This is a genomic window from Limnothrix sp. FACHB-1083 (assembly GCF_014696485.1).
Taxonomy (GTDB): domain Bacteria; phylum Cyanobacteriota; class Cyanobacteriia; order CACIAM-69d; family CACIAM-69d; genus CACIAM-69d.
Genome location: NZ_JACJQD010000020.1, coordinates 1 through 16,674, shown reverse-complemented (window position 1 = coordinate 16,674; position 16,674 = coordinate 1). Strand labels below are relative to the sequence as shown.

14 protein-coding genes and 3 pseudogenes are annotated in these 16,674 nt (G+C 54.5%); 8 read left to right on the top strand and 9 right to left on the bottom strand.

Going from position 1 to position 16,674, the window contains the following annotated elements:
- Window positions 1–55: 55 nt before the first annotated feature.
- The 3 genes and pseudogenes from H6F46_RS18045 to H6F46_RS19445 form a co-directional block, all read left to right on the top strand.
- A pseudogene (locus H6F46_RS18045) lies at window positions 56–304 on the top strand (element excision factor XisH family protein); the annotation flags it as partial.
- Window positions 305–351: 47 nt separating this feature from the next.
- A complete protein-coding gene (locus H6F46_RS18040; protein WP_190356170.1) occupies window positions 352–1,296 on the top strand; it encodes an IS630 family transposase in 945 nt (314 codons plus the stop codon).
- A gap of 147 nt (window positions 1,297–1,443) precedes the next feature.
- Window positions 1,444–2,194: pseudogene (locus tag H6F46_RS19445) on the top strand (IS630 family transposase); the annotation flags it as partial.
- On the opposite strand, the pseudogene H6F46_RS18025 reads toward H6F46_RS19445, so the two are convergent.
- The 3 genes and pseudogenes from H6F46_RS18025 to priA all read right to left on the bottom strand — a co-directional run bounded on the left by H6F46_RS18025 (window position 2,163) and on the right by priA (window position 5,938).
- A pseudogene (locus H6F46_RS18025) lies at window positions 2,163–2,986 on the bottom strand (IS5 family transposase). The pseudogenes H6F46_RS19445 and H6F46_RS18025 sit on opposite strands and share 32 nt — an antisense overlap.
- 154 nt (window positions 2,987–3,140) lie before the next feature.
- Window positions 3,141–3,383, bottom strand: a complete 243-nt coding sequence (locus H6F46_RS18020) for a DUF433 domain-containing protein (RefSeq protein ID WP_190356296.1) — start codon at window positions 3,381–3,383, stop codon at window positions 3,141–3,143.
- 86 nt (window positions 3,384–3,469) lie between these two features.
- A complete protein-coding gene (gene priA / locus H6F46_RS18015) occupies window positions 3,470–5,938 on the bottom strand; it encodes a primosomal protein N' (protein WP_190356295.1) in 2,469 nt (822 codons plus the stop codon).
- Window positions 5,939–6,087: 149 nt separating this feature from the next.
- On the opposite strand from priA, the gene H6F46_RS18010 reads away from it, so the two are divergent.
- Window positions 6,088–6,498 carry a hypothetical protein gene (locus H6F46_RS18010; protein WP_190356294.1) on the top strand — a complete coding sequence of 137 codons (411 nt, stop codon included), beginning with the start codon at window positions 6,088–6,090 and terminating at the stop codon, window positions 6,496–6,498.
- A gap of 29 nt (window positions 6,499–6,527) precedes the next feature.
- On the opposite strand, the gene H6F46_RS18005 is transcribed toward H6F46_RS18010, so the two are convergent.
- The 3 genes from H6F46_RS18005 to H6F46_RS17995 form a co-directional block, all read right to left on the bottom strand.
- Window positions 6,528–6,977, bottom strand: a complete 450-nt coding sequence (locus H6F46_RS18005; RefSeq protein WP_190356293.1) for an HNH endonuclease — start codon at window positions 6,975–6,977, stop codon at window positions 6,528–6,530.
- Window positions 6,978–6,980: 3 nt separating this feature from the next.
- Window positions 6,981–7,223 carry a hypothetical protein gene (locus H6F46_RS18000; RefSeq protein ID WP_190356292.1) on the bottom strand — a complete coding sequence of 81 codons (243 nt, stop codon included), beginning with the start codon at window positions 7,221–7,223 and terminating at the stop codon, window positions 6,981–6,983.
- 94 nt (window positions 7,224–7,317) lie between these two features.
- Entirely contained in the window at window positions 7,318–7,518 is a 201-nt protein-coding gene (locus H6F46_RS17995; RefSeq protein WP_190356291.1) for a DUF2281 domain-containing protein, read from the bottom strand.
- A 26-nt stretch (window positions 7,519–7,544) separates the two neighbouring features.
- On the opposite strand from H6F46_RS17995, the gene H6F46_RS17990 reads away from it, so the two are divergent.
- Together H6F46_RS17990 and H6F46_RS17985 are read left to right on the top strand one after the other, a co-directional pair.
- Complete coding sequence (locus H6F46_RS17990; protein WP_190356290.1) at window positions 7,545–7,787, top strand: hypothetical protein; 243 nt, start codon at window positions 7,545–7,547, stop codon at window positions 7,785–7,787.
- 331 nt (window positions 7,788–8,118) lie between these two features.
- Window positions 8,119–8,592, top strand: a complete 474-nt coding sequence (locus H6F46_RS17985) for an NAD(P)H-quinone oxidoreductase subunit N (protein WP_099531486.1) — start codon at window positions 8,119–8,121, stop codon at window positions 8,590–8,592.
- A gap of 172 nt (window positions 8,593–8,764) precedes the next feature.
- Here H6F46_RS17985 and H6F46_RS17980 read toward each other — a convergent pair whose 3' ends face one another.
- The gene (locus tag H6F46_RS17980; RefSeq protein ID WP_190356298.1) at window positions 8,765–9,058 is read right to left on the bottom strand and encodes a hypothetical protein; all 294 of its coding nucleotides are present in this window, start codon (window positions 9,056–9,058) and stop codon (window positions 8,765–8,767) included.
- Window positions 9,059–9,291: 233 nt separating this feature from the next.
- Between H6F46_RS17980 and H6F46_RS17975 the strand changes: the two genes are divergently transcribed.
- Window positions 9,292–10,245 carry an SGNH/GDSL hydrolase family protein gene (locus H6F46_RS17975; protein ID WP_190356289.1) on the top strand — a complete coding sequence of 318 codons (954 nt, stop codon included), beginning with the start codon at window positions 9,292–9,294 and terminating at the stop codon, window positions 10,243–10,245.
- Between the two features lie 24 nt (window positions 10,246–10,269).
- On the opposite strand, the gene pheT is transcribed toward H6F46_RS17975, so the two are convergent.
- A complete protein-coding gene (pheT, locus tag H6F46_RS17970) occupies window positions 10,270–12,756 on the bottom strand; it encodes a phenylalanine--tRNA ligase subunit beta (protein ID WP_190356288.1) in 2,487 nt (828 codons plus the stop codon).
- Between the two features lie 1,060 nt (window positions 12,757–13,816).
- Here pheT and H6F46_RS17965 point away from each other — a divergent pair.
- Window positions 13,817–15,388 carry a serine/threonine-protein kinase gene (locus H6F46_RS17965; protein WP_099531481.1) on the top strand — a complete coding sequence of 524 codons (1,572 nt, stop codon included), beginning with the start codon at window positions 13,817–13,819 and terminating at the stop codon, window positions 15,386–15,388.
- Window positions 15,389–15,531: 143 nt separating this feature from the next.
- On the opposite strand, the gene nadC is transcribed toward H6F46_RS17965, so the two are convergent.
- Window positions 15,532–16,413, bottom strand: a complete 882-nt coding sequence (gene nadC / locus H6F46_RS17960) for a carboxylating nicotinate-nucleotide diphosphorylase (RefSeq protein WP_190356297.1) — start codon at window positions 16,411–16,413, stop codon at window positions 15,532–15,534.
- Window positions 16,414–16,674 lie beyond the last annotated feature (261 nt).

Sequence of the window (16,674 nt, the reverse complement as noted above, 5' to 3'; positions counted from 1 at the left end):
TCACTTCTTGGCAAAATTGATCGCCATCTACATTTTAAAGAATAAAGATTCATAAATGGCTAAGGATATTTATCATAACACCGTGCGAGTCGCTCTCGAAAAAGATGGTTGGGTGATTACAGATGATCCACTAGTTTTGCAAATTGGTAAACGATCAACTTACATTGACCTAGGTGCTGAAAAGCTGCTAACTGCTGACAAGGCAGGAAAACAAATCGCAGTTGAAATCAAGAGCTTTTTAAGTCGATCACCAGTGAAAGATCTAGAAGCCGCCTTAGGTCAATATGTTTTATACAGCGGTTTGCGTAACTATAGGGGACAATAAAGAGGATAAAAATCAAGGGGAACTCTATGCCAGCTTTATCTCAAGACATCAGAGAGCGGATCGTCACCACTTATGAAGGCGGAGGCACTTCTATCCGGAAACTAGCAGAACGTTTTCAAGTCAGCAAAAACGCAGTGCATCAGATTCTCAAAAGAAAGCGAGAAACGGGTTCCATTACTCCCCAAAAAGCGAGCGGCGGTAAACCAAGTCAACTGCAAGAGAAAGATGAAGAAGCCAGAGCCATGGTCAAGGACCATCCTGATTATACGCTGTCCGAATATTGTGAACTCTGGCGAGAAAGGACGGGTATAGATATCCATGAGAGCACGATGTGCCGATTCCTCCAGCAACTGCGACTCACCCGAAAAAAAACAAAAAGGAACAGTAAGGCAAGTACGGAAGAAGTACAACAGCAGAGAGTAGACTACTTGTCGGTGATTTTGGCAGAGAAGATAGAAAATTTGGTGTTTTTAGATGAAATGGGAATATTACTGGGAATCATGCGAGACATGGCTAGAAGCGAGGCGGGGACAAGAGCCTATGATTTTGATTGTGTCTATCGAGGTAAAAGACTGAACTACATCGGCGCAATGAGTATCAAAGGCATTCTGAGTCTAAAAGCCCTGCCCAAATCGCTGAATGGAGAATTATTTAAAGAGTTTATTGAGACAGAATTAGCGCCAAAGCTATGGGAAGGAGCGGTAGTGGTGATGGATAACCTGAAAGCGCACAAAGTAGAAGGGGTGGCGGAATTAATCGAAGCAAGAGGAGGGAAGGTAATCTATTTACCGCCCTATTCAGCGGACTTCAATCCGATTGAGCATCTCTGGTGGGAATTAAAAGCATTTGTGAGAAGGTACAGACCAAAGTGGGAGGAAGCCGTAGAGAAACTGCTGAAATTGGGGATGCTATTGAACACAGAGGAAATTCGTAGAAATTATTTTACCCACTGCTGCTATTGTCCCTTGTAGTCATGCAAGCCGCTGTATCAAGGAATTATGAAATTTAAGTCTATTCAATGATCACTATATTTAGCAGTTCGCGATGATACAGCCCTTGCCTATAACAAATGGCACGATATAGTTATCAGTGTAGTGGAGTTATCGTCAGGAAAACTCATGAGTCTTTATTCGCTGGACTTACGCCGAAAAATCGTAGAAGCTTACGAGAAGGGAGATACTTCGATTCGGAAAGTGGCAAACCAATTTTCGATTAGCCCCGAGACAGTCAGACGGCTTCTAAACCTATACCGCTCCACTGGAAGCTTATCACCTAAAAAGTGTGGTACGAAGCGGATGAGCATCTTATCTCAGCATGAAGAAGCTATCTTGGAAATTGTAGAGACTAATCCTGATTTTACATTGCGAGAGTACTGCGAAGAAGTTCAAGAAAAATTGGGTGTCAGTTCTAACACAAGCATGATGCATCGATTTTTAAAGCAACATGACATCAGCCTCAAAAAAAACTTACAGGAGCGAGAAAATAATCACGGCGGAAGTGCAAGCAGAGCGTGTAGACTACTGGCAGCGAATTTTGAAGGTGGAAGCTGAAAGGCTTGTCTTCATTGACGAAAGCGGTTTTTGGGTTGGGATGAATCGCCCGGTTGCGAGAGCTAAAAAAGGAATGAAAGCTTATGAAACCCAGAAGCCCTATTGCGACAAAAAGATGACAGTCATTAGTGCAATTAGGCGATCAGGAGTTGTAACAATCAAAGGTTTGAAAGGCTCAATGAAAAAGGAAGACTTTCTGGAGTTTGTCAAAGTAAACTTGGCACCGCAGATCAAAGTAGGTGATGTGGTTATCATGGACAAATTAGAGCTGATTTATAAATCAATTATTAAGCATCTAGAGCAGCCAATCTTCTCACCATCAAATGCATTAAGCAGCCATAGATCATCCCTTCACTCGTCTCCGAATACAACTCATAGTCCTTGCTCAATCGCCGAAATCGGTTCAGCTAGCCAAACGTCCGCTCGACAATCCATCGCTTGGGCAACGTCTCAAACCCTTTACTGATTCGGCTGATCACCTCCACGCGCACACTCTCACCACACACATGCTTCACAGCATCCGCAAACTTTTTCTCGGAATACCCCTGATCAACCCAAATAACCTCTAGCCGAGATAGCTTCTCCTTCACTTCCTCTAACACCACAATCGCTCCCAATCGCTCAGAAGCATTCGCTTCAGTCACCAACACCCCCATTAGGAACCCTTGCGAGTCAACGATAAGGTGGCGTTTACGTCCCTTAACCTTTTTGCCACCATCGAAGCCGTAGACCACCCCCTTTTTTCCGTGGTTTTCACCGACTGAGAATCACCGATACTGACACTAGATTGCTCGGAACGACCTAATTTGTTCCGCAGTTGCTCTCGAATCTGGTCATGCATTTGCTGCCAAATTCCTTTTCGTTGCCATTTCTGGAAGTAATGGTAGACCGTGCTGTAAGGGGGTAAATCGTGGGGCAGCATTTCCCACTGGCAGCCAGTGCGCTGGACGTAAAAGATGCCATTGAGGATTTCTCGGAAATCAACTTCTATCGGATGTCCAAAGCCTTTAGGAGCGGGCAGCAGCGGCCGGAGGAGCACCCACTCATCATCGCTCAAATCACTGGGATAGGCTTTGCGGGTAGGATTGGCAATGACTGGGAGACGACTCATGAGCTGGGTGATGCTTCGGGTAGGTCTAGCCTAAAACCGGATTTAGAGCTGCCAAATCGGCTTTAGCTTCTCTTTATAAATTAGCTCTTAATGCATTTGATGGTGAGAAGATTGGCTGCTCTAGATGCTTAATAATTGATTTATAAATCAGCTCTTAGATCGCATAGGTTTGTTTGACTTGGCTGAGACGAACGGCGAAGGTTAATGCTGCCAATAAATCTTCCGATTCTAAATCATCATAATCGGCTAACACTTCAGCATGAGTCATTCCAGATGCGAGTAACTCTAGAAGAAACTCAACTGGATATCGCAGACCGCGAATACAGGGTTTTCCGTGGCATAGTTGCGGATCGATCGTGATCCGTTGCAGGAGTAAATCAGCGTTGGGAACAGACATGATGATCGCCCCCACGGGCATAAAACGACTATGACTATTGTTGCGACTTTGATGGGAACGGGGCAAGCTGATCGCCCCCTGCGCTCCTACAAGAAATTCAAAGGATCAACGTCGATCGTGAGGCTGACACCCGGCAAGCAAGCCGATCGCACCTCTAGCAAATTGGTCGGGCGATCGCCCTCGGGGGGAATGCGGATCAGCACTTGCCAGCGGAAGCGGTTGGCAATTCGCCCCACTTGCGCCCGCTCTGGCCCCAACAGATCGAACACGCGGTCGCCCCGGGCCGTTTCCAGTAGCGCCGCCACCTGCTCGGCACTGCGCCCCACCGCCGCCTCGTCGGGGCCACTCAGCCGCAACAGAATCAGTTGCCCCACTGGTGGATAGTTGAGCGCCGATCGCATCTCCCGTTCCTGTTCCAAAAAGTTGGGGTAGTCGTAATTGGCCACCGCCCCGATCGCCGGGTGTTCCGGGCTGTAGGTTTGCAAAATCACCCGCCCCGGTTCCTCGCCGCGCCCGGCCCGGCCGGCCACCTGCAACAGGGTTTGCACCGCCCGCTCACCGGCCCGCACATCGGACAGATTCAGCAACCCATCGGCGGCGATCGCCCCCACCAGCGTCACCTGCGGCAAGTCGATCCCCTTGGTCAGCATCTGCGTGCCTACCAACAAATCCGCCTCACCCCGGGCAAAGCGATCGAGCAAAATCCGGTGGGCATCCTTGGTGCGCGTCGTGTCGCTGTCGTAGCGCAAAATTCGCAGGTCGGGCCATTGCCGCTCCAGTTCCCGCACTACCCGCTGCGTGCCACTGCCGAAATGCTTCAGGTAGGGCGACCCACAGGCGGGACAGGCGGGCGGGTGCAGTTGCCCAAAGCCGCAAAAGTGGCAGCGCAACAGGGGTTGAGCCGTTTCCCGTTGGTGGTGAAACGACAGGGACACATCGCAGTGGGGGCACATCATCACATGGCCGCAACTGCGACAGGACACGAAGGTGCTGTGGCCCCGCCGCTGCACAAAGAGGATCGCTTGGCGGCCGGCGGCGATCGCCTCGGTGATGGCCCCTTGGAGCGATCGGCTAAAAATCGATCGATTGCCGTCCCGCAACTCCTGGCGCATATCCACCACCTCGACCGGCGGCAGGGGGCGACCATGCACCCGATCGGGCAGGGACACATAGACCGGCTGGCTTGTCCAGGTTTCCAGGGAGGGCGTGGCTGACCCCAGCACCAACGGGCAACCGACCAGGCGCGATCGCCACTGGGCTACCTGTCGCGCGTGGTAGCAAGGAGCCGGGGAATCTTGCTTGAAGCTGGGATCATGCTCCTCATCCAGCAAAATCATGCCCAAATGCGGCAGAGGCGCAAAAATCGCCGATCGCGTGCCAATTACCACCTGGGGCGCGCCGTCTAGCATCTGTCGCCAGGTGTCGTAGCGCTCCCCGTCCGAGAGGCCGCTGTGATAAACGCAAACCTGAGCGCCGAACCGGGCCCGAAAGCGATCGGTCAGTTGCGGCGTGAGGCCAATTTCCGGCACGAGCACCAACGCCGACTGACCCCGCGCCAGCACCGGGGCGATCGCCTGGAGATAAACCTCCGTTTTGCCGGAACCCGTCACCCCATGCAGCAGGGCCGTTTGACCCGGTTCCAAACCTTGGATTGTTTCCAGGGCAGCGGCTTGGGCCGGGGTCAGGGTTTTGGGGCGATCGCGCTGGCCCGAATCATGGCGATCGCCGCGCAAAATTTCCCGCGCCTCCAGCAGCAACCAGCCCTTTTCTTCGAGCGATCGCAACGTGCCACTGCTGGTACGCCCCAGGGTAATCAACTCCTGAGCCAGCAGTTCGCCGCCGCGCCGCTGCAAAATGCCGACGATTTCCCGTTGGCGCGGGGTCAGCGGTTCCCCTTCACCAATCAGGATCGCCATCTGTTGGCGCTTAGGTTTGGGGGCGCTGGGCGATTCCAAATAACTGATCAGCCAGCCGCGCCGCACCAAGTCCCGCAAGCCCCGATCGCCTCCGGGAAATTTCTGTTGCAAAAAACGCCAACTGTAGTCGCGCCCCGATTGCGATCGCAGCCATTGCCACAACCGCAGGGCGATCGGACTCAGCAGGGTTTCCGCCACCCCCGCCGCCGCCGCCGCCGGTAACGGGTCTGCCAGTCGCACCCGCCGCGATGCCCGTCCCAACACTCCCGGCGGCAGGGCTACCCGTGCCACCTGAATCAGCGACGCGCAATAATAGTCCGCCACCTGCGCCAACAGTTGCCAATAGTCCGGGGCAAACAGCCCGCTGGCCACGACTCCTTCGACTTCTCGCAGCCGATCGGGATCAATCGCCTCGGGCAACTGCTGCCAACAACGCAGGGCGATCGCCCCCACCGATCGCCCGCCAAAGGGCACGGTCAGCACATCCCCCGGCCCGATCGCCTGGTCTGCCCCGATCGTGTAGGTGTAGGCCTCGGTCACGCCCGGACAGTCCACCAACACTTCCACATAGCCCGCGGCCGCCGCCAACTCGGGCAAGGCCGGCGCGATCGGCGTTTCTCGTAATTCGGTTTCGAGCATCTGCCTCACCGCTCGATCGAACCCCTACCCTACTCGATCGGCGCGATCGACCAAAAGTTATGCAGGGGGCGAATCAGGATCCATTAACCGACCGCATATACTAAAACTCATCACAGCTAGCCATTACCTGAAAAGAAAAGACCTATTCTATGAAATCTTATGCACCTAGAGGCATGATGCCTAATCGCAACCAACTCTATACCTTGACCAGTGGAAAGCTGAGTGAAGGTTGTCGAAATAGCGTTGCGTGGAAAGCCGTTGAACATCTCTTTGGAGTACCTGAGAACCTATATAAAACCCTGGATTATTTGACCGAAGAACGGTTGTCTGTATTTGTTAACTCTGGTCAATATCTAAGTCATTCGCAAGAGCACGACTTAGTGCTTTTAATGGCAACGAGTGTGGCGAATACTGAAACTCAAAGCATCCTCGAAATTATCAACAAAGATATAACCATTAGTGATCAAGATCGCGAGATTCTCAAAACGACAGTAGAGACTTTTCGCGAAACCGCAACGGCGACCTTAAGGGCTTTAGGGCAGATTCATTGGATAAGTTAATGAGCAGTCATAGTAGCCGCAGGGTGGCTCTAGGACTCGATCGCATCCTCAGTTGGTGGATGCCAGCCGCCCTGAATCCATAGTCGGCGAGCATTCACAATCGCGCCCTCATTATGGGTTTGATCATTCAGATCCAGGCGATCGCAAGTTGCACGACCAATGGGAGTTTTGCCTTGAATGACTAATCCCCCATCTTGCCAAGCAAAATGGTCATTCCACTGCTGTAATCGAGGATTAAATAACGCAACTGAAGCCTGAGATTGTGGATCGAATCCTTCTGTAAAGTTATAGCGATAGCCATTACAGCGTTGGCAAGCTAATGCCAAGTTCTCTAGGTCATCTGCTCCTCCACGCGATCGCGGATTAATATGATCAATTTCAAATCGAGCAGCACTAGCTTCTTCTAAAGAATGGCAATACTCACACAGATAACTGGCTCGTTCTCGAACCTTTTGCCTAATCTCCTTTGGAATTGACATACCTTAAGCAGACTCAGCAATGATCTTGGCGTTGAGGAGCGTGAAGATGCGATCCAGCTCTAGGATTCCAGCTAATTCAACTGTTTCATCAGGTGTCAGTTGCTCTTCCCGCTGCTTTTCATTAAGACTCTCTAGGCGTTCTTGTAGGAATTCACTAAATTTAAACAAAAGCAAGCCGCGAACTAACTGGACTTGAATTCCGGTATCAATAAAAGATGATGGTTTAATCATGAGTTGAGCGTTCATATTTTCACCTCAAAGTCAATGAAATCAACGCTTGTGAAAAATACTGGTTCCAATCAAAGAAGCTTTGGAAAGCCTAGCATGGGATAAAGGTGCTTTAAAATTCTAGTGGAGTATCAAAATCGTCTGCCATCCAGATTTTGCCCTTCAATAATCCTGCCTTACGCTTTTTTGTTGGTGCTGGTGTAGCCGCTTCTTGAGTATGCTTCTCTAGCAGAAGTTCGATGTAGTGTAGAACCTCTATTTGCAAAGACTCTGGAAGTTGTTCCAGCTTCTTCAGAAGAGCTGATTGCATCATCAGAGACCATCACACCTTGCTTTAAGTTGACTGGAAACTTTTCCCATAATAGCGCTGAGTTGATTGCCGCCGATCGCTTCAATCGGCAACGGGGTAATGAGCGATCGCCCCTTTATGGTTTGGTTACAAGTGGTTCTTTGTGGAAGTTTCTGGAATTTCGGGGCGATCAAGTGACGATCGACTTGCGGGAATATGCGATCGAACCGCTTGATCGGCTCTTTGGCATTCTGGTCAGTTGTGTAGAAGCAAAATCGCAGAACTCGAATTAACCAATCAGCGAGGTCACTAACGGTTGGCCGATTCAGTTTCAAACTGAATTTTCGGGTCAAATTCCTGGAAAACCGGTAACTGATCAACGCTGCTACAGATTCATCGAGTCGTTTGGGATTAACGGCCCGATCGAGCTTCAAGGGCAGCGCTGGCTGAGCGGCTCGATCGAATCGCTATCGGACTCATGATCAAAAGCAATCGATTTCCCGCCCGATCGACCGCCTGTGGTTGAAACGAGCGTAGTAAGATTGCCTAGGGTCATCGACCAGCCCGTAATGGTTTGGGGTCGATCGCTCTAGTCCAGCATTCCGCGCGATCGCGCAAACGCTTATGGTAGCCCTGCAAGATAGTGTCTTCTCGCTTTTCGCAGACGGTAAGCGCCTGGTGCGCGATCTCGAAACCCACGGCGCTTTAGCCTTCTATGCGCCCTTGGAAGGGGGCTACGAAGGTCGCTATATTCGCCGCATCCGAGCCAATGGTTACACCGCCGTGAAGTTGACGGCGCGTGGCTTAGGCGACCCGAATACTTACCTGACCGGGGTGCATGGGGTTCGTCCCGCCCACTTGGGCAAGAGAGACATTCAGACGTACTTTATTCCGCCCATCATTGAAACGCAGCTTACGGGCCTGTCGCCCCGTTCCAAGGGCTTGCTGATTTGGATTCTGGAAGGGTTTGTGCTCTCGCGCCAGGAAATTGAGTTTCTTTGCGCTCTGCCGAAGCTGGATCCCCGCGTGAAGGTGGTGGTGGAAATGGGGGGCGATCGGGCCCTGCGTTGGATGCCCCTGAAAAACACGCCTGTGTAGCACTCGGGTGGGCTAGGCGATCGCCTCTGACTCGCTTTGCTCGATGCTTAACCAGAACTGAGATGCATCCAGAAGGCATTCAAAAGCCATCCAAAATAACCAAAAACCAGCGGCCGCTTCTGGCTGCTGGTTTTGTGTTGTCTAGGCGATAGGGTGCTAGGGCGCGAGGGTGCTAGTTCAGGCTGTAGGCAGATTGCAGCGCCCAAACAATCAGGGCTACGATGCCGCCCAGGATGAAGGTGGCAGAGAGGGCGATCGCCACGGGGCTATCGGCTCCCTTGAATTTCATAATGCCGCGATCGAGGTCTGACATGATCTTGTGGGGGTTGCGAAAGAGTTGCGAAAGATTGAAGTAGCTCGCCCGGGGAGATCGGCCGGTGACAAAATCGAGGAGTTGCGGGCCCCGGCGAGGGGACGGGCGCTCGATCGCTCGGTCGATCGCTGCTGAATGGGGGCTAGGAGCCAAACGAAATCGTAAAAATTTCCGGTACTGATTTTAGCGAGTCCGGACAGAAAACGGCCGCCTAATTCAGCAGTGGGGTGGGACTATTCTGCTTTGATGACATGCTTGCAGTCCTCGATCGTCCCCGGTTTGAGGTGAATGGGGTGGGCGATGGATGCTCGGAGGATGCGAGGAAACCGGGGGATTGGGGGTGATCCATGAATTGGGGATCGTGGTTATCGGCTGAGGAGTTGAGGATGGTTGTGGCGCAGTGGCTCCTGTGGGGATGCTTCGGGGCGATCGCCCTATTCGCAATTGGGGAAGGGGTTTTGCGGTGGGGGTTTGGGTTTGGTCACCCACCGCTTTATGTGGCCGATCCCCACACGGGGTATCGCCTGAAACCCGATCGGCAAATTCGGCGTTTTGGCAACCGGATTACGGTGAATGCTTATTCCATGCGTAGCCCGGCCCTGCGGGAGGGAACCACGCGGGTGTTGCTGTTGGGGGATTCCATCGCCAACGGGGGCTGGTGGACGGATGATCAGGCCACGATGGGGGCTTTGTTGGAGCGGGGCTTGATGCAACGGTTGCCGGCCCCGGTGCGTGATCGCCCGATCGAGGTTTTAAATGCCTCGGCCAATTCCTGGGGCCCGCGCAATGAGCTGGGCTATCTCCAGCGCTTTGGCACGTTTTCGGCACAAGTGGTGGTGTTGCTGCTGAATACCGATGATTTGTTTGCGATGGCTCCGTCCTCATTGCCGGTGGGCTTGGATCCTAACTATCCTGATCGGGAACCTCCCTTGGCTTGGCTGGAACTGTGGCAACGGGTGCGGCCGCCCCAAATGCCCCCTCAATTGCAAAATCGCCCCCCAGAACCGGGCGATCGGGTGGGGCTGAACCTAGCCGCGATCGCCCAAATTCGTGATTTGGCCCAAGGGAACCAGGCGGATTTTCTGGTGGCAATTACGCCTCTGGTGCGGGAGGTGGCGGGCCAAGGGCGTGACTATGAGGCCAAGGCCCGAGATCGGCTGGTGGCGTTTGCCCGCCAGGAGGGCATTGAACTGCTGGATTTTCTACCGGATTGGCGGCTGGCTAATCGATCGGGCCTCTTCCGCGACTCGATTCACCTCTCGGAGTTGGGCAATGGATTGGTGAGCCAGGCGATCGTGGATCGGGTGGCCAGTTTGCTCACCCTCTCCCGATCGCGCTAGGCCGCGGGTTGGTTGCCCTGATCCTTAGCTGCGGAGGGTCGCCCCAAACTTCTCGGTAATGGCATCGCGCACCTTTTGGTGCAGCGGTTCCACATCCTCATCGGTCAAGGTGCGATCGGGACTGCGATAGAGCAGGCGGAAGGCCAAACTGCGTTGCCCCTCCGGTACCCGATCGCCCCGATATTCATCAAACAGCTCCACCTGTTCCAGCAAAGGCCGACCAGCCTTGGCCATGGTGCGCTCCAGCTCGGCCACGGTCACCTTAGTTGGCGCAAAGAAAGCCAAATCGCGGCTACTGGCGGGCAGGGTGGCATAGGGCGCAAACTTCGGTTGCGGCGGTGCATCGTCGATCGCCACCTTGTAGATCGTTTCCAGATCTAGCTCAAACACGTAAATCTCAGCGGGCAGATCCCGCGCTTGGCATAGCTCCGGGTGCAGTTGCCCAAAGGTTCCTAGGCGGTTGCCCCGCAGCCACAGGGAAGCGGTGCGCCCTGGATGGAGCCGAGCATCGGCGCGATCGGCCTGGTATTCCACCGACAGATTCAGGCGATCGAACACTGCCTCTAAAATGCCCTTCGCCTCATACCAAGTCAGGGGTGACTCCTTGCCGCCCGCCGTCCAACGGCCGCGCCGCGCATCGCCCCCCAGGATGCCGCCGAGCTTGTCTGCCTCAAACAGTCCATCCTCCTCAGACCAGAACACACGGCCAATTTCAAAGCCGTTCAGCCCGCCGTTGCCCTGTTCCAGGTTGTATTGATAGGCATCCACGAGGCCAGAAATTAGCTCCGTGCGCAGGGCCGAATATTCCGCATAAAGGGGATTGGCCAAGGTCACTTGGCGGCCGCCCGCTGGCTTGCAAAGGGAATAGTGCATCAGTTCCGTCAGGCCTTCCGCCCGGAACAGTTCCCGAATCTGACGCAGCAGGGCAATGTCTGGCGGCAAGCAGCCAAATTCGCTCTTGGGCGGCAGGGTGCTCGAAAAGCGGTTGTAGCCAAACAGGCGAGCCACTTCTTCAATTAGGTCAATTTCCCGCTCCAGGTCTCGATAGCGATAGGGCGGCACGATCACTTCCCACTCACGGCCGCCACCTTCGGGGGTTCCGGCGGTGGTCACGCGCAGTTGGCAACCCAAGCTGCTCAGGATTTGTTCCACGGCCTCGGCGGGCACAAAGTCGCGCAGGTCGCTCGCTTCATCAACCTTTTCACCCTCGGGCGGTTGCAGGGGCCCCAGGATTTGGTGCAAGCGATCGAGCCGGAGATTCAGGGTGCGGCTGAAGGTTTCCAGGGGCGGACGAGCATCGGCCTGGTCGCGGGCCACCACTTGCCCACCCGCCAATTGCAGAATTAGATCGATCGCCCGTTGCAGGGCCAAACCGAATTCCACCTGATTGGTGCCCCGTTCATAGCGGGTGGAAGCCTCCGTGCGGATCCCGATCGAGCGAGCCGATCGCCGCACCGCCGCCGGTTCAAACAGGGCCGCTTCCAACAGCAAATTGGTCGTGCTGCTATCAACCTCCGTTTCCTCACCACCCATCACGCCGGCCAGGGCGATCGGGCGATCGTTCCCCGTAATCAACAGTGCCTGGGGCGAGAGCGATCGCTCCTGACCATCCAGAGTTTTCAGCGTTTCGCCCGCCCGGCCATAACGCACCCCGATCGCCAGCTCCGAACCACCGCAGATCCCTTGCAGTCGATCGCGATCAAAGGCATGGAGCGGCTGACCCCACTCCAACATCACCCAGTTGGTCACATCCACCACATTGCTAATCGGCCGCACGCCCGCCGACTGCAAGCGGCGCTGCAACCAATCCGGCGACGGGCCGATCGTCACGCCCTCAATCACCGTCCCCACATAGGTCGGACAAGCCTTGGATTCGCTAACCCGCACCGTCACCCCCGATCCCAGGCGATCGGGCAAAGTCGCCGTCGTTGGTGGCAGTGTCACCGCACCCCCCACCAGCGCCGCCACTTCCCGGGCAATTCCCACCATGCTCAACGCATCGGCCCGGTTTGCCGTTGAAGTCACGTCCAAAATCACATCGTCCAGCCCCAACAGCGGCCGCACATCCATCCCCGCCGCCAGAGACTCGCCCTCCGCAAACACGTGGATCCCTTCCGACTCCTTCGCCAGGCCCAGTTCACTCAGGGAACAAATCATGCCCGCCGAGGGAACCCCCCGCAGCTTCGTGGGTTTCAGCTTCAAATCCACCGCTGGCAGATAGGTGCCCACCGTTGCGACGGCCACCGTTTGCCCCGTCGCCACATTCTTCGCGCCGCAAACAATTGTTAAGGGTTCCGCCTGACCCACATCCACCGTACAAACACTCAGGCGATCGGCGTTGGGATGTTGCTGGCGATCGAGCACTTTGCCCACCACCACCCCATCAGCCAACGCCCGCAAATCCTCGATGGATTCCACCTCAAACCCTGATAAGGTCAGAGTTTCGGCTAACTGCTCCGCCGTCGCGTTGAAGGGGACCAGTTCACGCAGCCAGTTCAAAGAGATACGCATGAATTCAGTCTATCGATCGAGAATTGAATACTTCAGGTGGCGTGGTACTAGCCGAAGAACGGTAGTGGTTCTGTTCCATCCCAGCCCCAGACGCATAACCAACCCACTGCCGCTAAACCTTGGTCTCTAAACCTTGGTCTCTAGACCTGGGCTAACCCAACCCGACGGGACACCATCCGCTGGCCATCTCCCGTTGGGTATCCCCCCTTAGGCATCATTGAGCGTGCTTGAGCGACCCACCCTGAGCCACAAAAGTCACCCACAAAGCTACAAAGTGTTCGGAAAGGTCAGCCAATTGGCGCAGCAGCACAGTAGGCTAGGAACGTCAGAGGCGCATCACTGCTCCCGGATGAGCATACTGCTGGGGGAACATCCCGGAAACTAGGCGTGATTGCTGCTAAATCTAAGCAACTCGAACAATCGAACACACCATTCCCTGAGGGGTGATCACCCTTCGGAAATTGATATTCCGGGAACCAACCAACCCCATCACCCAAGACGGAGGGCAGTTTGCCAAGGGACTATCTTAGCGCTCTTGGTTGGGCCAAGGGCTGATTTTCCGGGTGTCTGTGGGATCCCGCCCGATCAAAATCAGCATCACAACCCCTGCTTCGCTGGCCATAAGTCATCACCACCCGGTGAACGGGGGCGGAATTCAGGTCAGCGAAGTGGACTGAATCCTTGGCGAATCACGCCTTTGTCAATGGCATGGTGAATGGCAAGGTTGTGTGAAATTTGGATGAAGCTAACCCGTCATCCCAGATCTCAATCCCAAATCTATCTGTGTCATTGATAACTCGTATGCTCCGAAAGAATACGTAAACAGCCCTAGCCACTGAATCCCAAAAACGCTGCCAATTAACGCTTTATCCGAGTCTGTGAATAGTTGGTGCTGATCCGCAAGAGCAATCCTTAAGCAATCAAAGTCACCACTACCCAACTCCTTCAAACCCGTGCAACGATGAGCGCCTTTGGTATCGTAGAGATGAAAGATGCTGCTCGGGCTTGCAACGCATCGACCCCGCAACCGGATCGACTCTGCAATCCTTGGTGATGCCGGATGAGCTATTGCCTAAACCCTGCCTGTCCCCACCCCGAAAATCCCGACGAGGCCGAACGTTGTCAAACTTGCGGCTCATCGTTGCTACTGGGCGATCGCTATCGCATCCTCCGTGCCCTTGGCCAGGGGGGGTTTGGCGCGACGTTTTTGGCAGAAGATATCTCCCTGCCCGGTAGCCCCAAGTGCGTCATTAAGCAATTACGACCCGCCACCACCGCGCCCCATGTATTTGAAATGGCGCGTAATCTTTTCCAGCGGGAAGCCAAAACCCTGGGCAAAATTGGCAATCATCCCCAAATTCCCCAACTCCTGAACTTCTTTGAACGGGATAAGGAGTTTTATCTTGTTCAGGAATTTGTGGATGGCATGACCCTGAAGGGTGAAGTGAAAAAGAACGGCCCCTACAGTGAAGCGGCTGTTCGACAATTTCTCAGCGAAGCCCTGCCCATTCTGCAATACGTCCATTCCAATAAGGTCATTCACCGAGATATCAAGCCGGATAACCTCATTCGACGGGAACAGGATAAGCGGCTGGTTCTCATTGACTTTGGCGCGGTAAAAGATCAGGTGCAAACGGGCCCCGTCTCTGACCAAACGGCCTTGACGGCGGTGTCGGTGGGAACCCCTGGCTATGCTCCACCGGAACAGCTCTCCCTGCGCCCTGTTTATGCCAGTGATATCTATGCCTTGGGTGCAACCTGCATTTATTTGCTAACGGGGCGATCGCCCAAGGATTTGGACTATCACCCCACCACCGGTGAAATGATGTGGCAGAAATACGTCCACATCAGCGCTCACTTGGCCAATGTGCTGAAGAAAATGCTGGAAATTGCCGTCAAAAACCGGTACCAGCGTTCTGAAGACATCCTGCGGGCCCTCGACCTGGAGCCTTACATGGACGACTTGGCACAAAGTATGGCGCTACCGGTCAGCACCGAGCCAACCCGTCCTTCTATGGGAGGGAATTTTGGTGGGCCGCCCGTTGCCAACAACACTTCCCGTTTAGCCCAGTCCATCCGTGCCCGTCGATCGCGCCCTGAATTAACTGGTGGTCTCAGCACGGGTAGCTCCTTATCGGGGGCAGCCGGCAACAGCGGTCGGGTGAGCGGCGGCAACAAACCCAAAGCCGGTGGCCCCATGCCATGGCTCAAGGGCAATGAAGTTCAAACCTATTACGCCAAAGGCCGCCGGGATTTTGCCGCCCACAACATCAGTCGTGGGGAACTGCCAAACGTCAACCTATCCGGCTGTATTTTTCGAGAGTCAAAGCTCGATAAGACAAACTTGCAGGGATCGAATTTAACGGAAGCAAACTTCGCCAAAGCCAGCTTGCTAGAGGCTAACTTACGCGGGGCCCAGCTCATTCGCGCCTATTTCCATACGGCGAATTTAGCCAAGGCCGACTTCCGCAAAGCCGACCTCAGCTACGCCAATTTTACGAATGCCAACCTTTCCGGGGCTAACTTCTGTGGCGCGAACCTGACCGGGGCCAAGATTGACGAGGAGCAGTTGGCGGTTGCTAAAACCAACTGGATGACCATCATGCCCAGTGGTAAGCGCGGCTTTATGTAGAGTGCGCTGGATCGGGTTTTTGGGATCAGATTTTTGGAATCGGGGCTGATCGATCGCGCCTCCCGCTTTGCCCAGTCGCTCATTTGCTCCCTCGAATCAACCCCTGATCTCAGTGGTCATGGCAGCGTGGTGATCTCGGCAGCCTACTGGGTGTCAGTGTTTTGGATGCGCATACTGATATCCAGCCAACGAGATTGGGTCATCGGCGCACTGGTGGAAACGTAATCTACGCCGGTTTGCGCGATCGATCGCACCGTAGCCAGCGAAACATTGCCCGAAGCCTCAATTTTGATATGAGGAGCCTTGGCGCGAATCATGGCCACCGCCTCCCGCATCATCGCCAGCGGCATGTTGTCCAACATGATGATGTCTACCCCCGCTGCGATCGCCTCTGCCACTTGCGCCAGGGATTCCGTTTCCACCTCGATCGTCAAGGGATAGGGACAGAGCGATCGAACATGTTCCACCGCCACCGCCACCCCACCAGCCGCCGCCAAGTGGTTATCCTTCAACATCACCGCATCATCCAGCCCCATACGGTGATTGACCGCACCCCCAACCTGAGCTGCATATTTCTCCAAAATCCTGAGTCCTGGAATTGTCTTCCTCGTATCCGCTAGCTGTGTGGGAAGTCCAGTCAGTTGCTCCACATACTGACTAGCCAGCGTTGCCACCCCGCTCAAGCGCATCACCAAATTCAACGCCACCCGCTCGCCACTGAGAAGCGCCTCCAATGGCCCTGACACCTGGGCCAGCAGTTGTCCAGGTACACAGGCAACACCTTCCTCTACTTCAGCACTCCACACCACCCGATCGTCCAGCAATTGGAAAACACGCCCCGCGATCGGCAGCCCAGCAATCACGCCCTCAGCCTTCGCAATCCAAGTCGCCTGTCCCCATGGCTCCTTCGCCGCACCTCGAACCACCGCCAACGTTGCTCGATCGCCCCGCCCCAAATCCTCCAGCAACCACCCTCGCAGTAGCCCATCAACCTGTAGCCAACCCGGCAACATGCCCTTAGCCATATCCACACGCCCTTCAAAAACAACGCGCCCAAGCCTAACTCGACTTGAGCGCCCCACCGCAACCGGTCAATCAAAAATTTTTTCAGCGTTCAAAGCATTGCTGTAAGGGAGTTTGGGGAATTTGGGGAATGTGCGCGAAAATTTTTTTTCAAAAAGTGTTGACAAGTTCGAGAAAGGTTGTTAATTTAATAAAGCGCTGAGGGGGAAGCGAAAGCGAAGCGAACCGGAAACGGCGGCTGAAGCGAAGCGACCGAAGCGCGG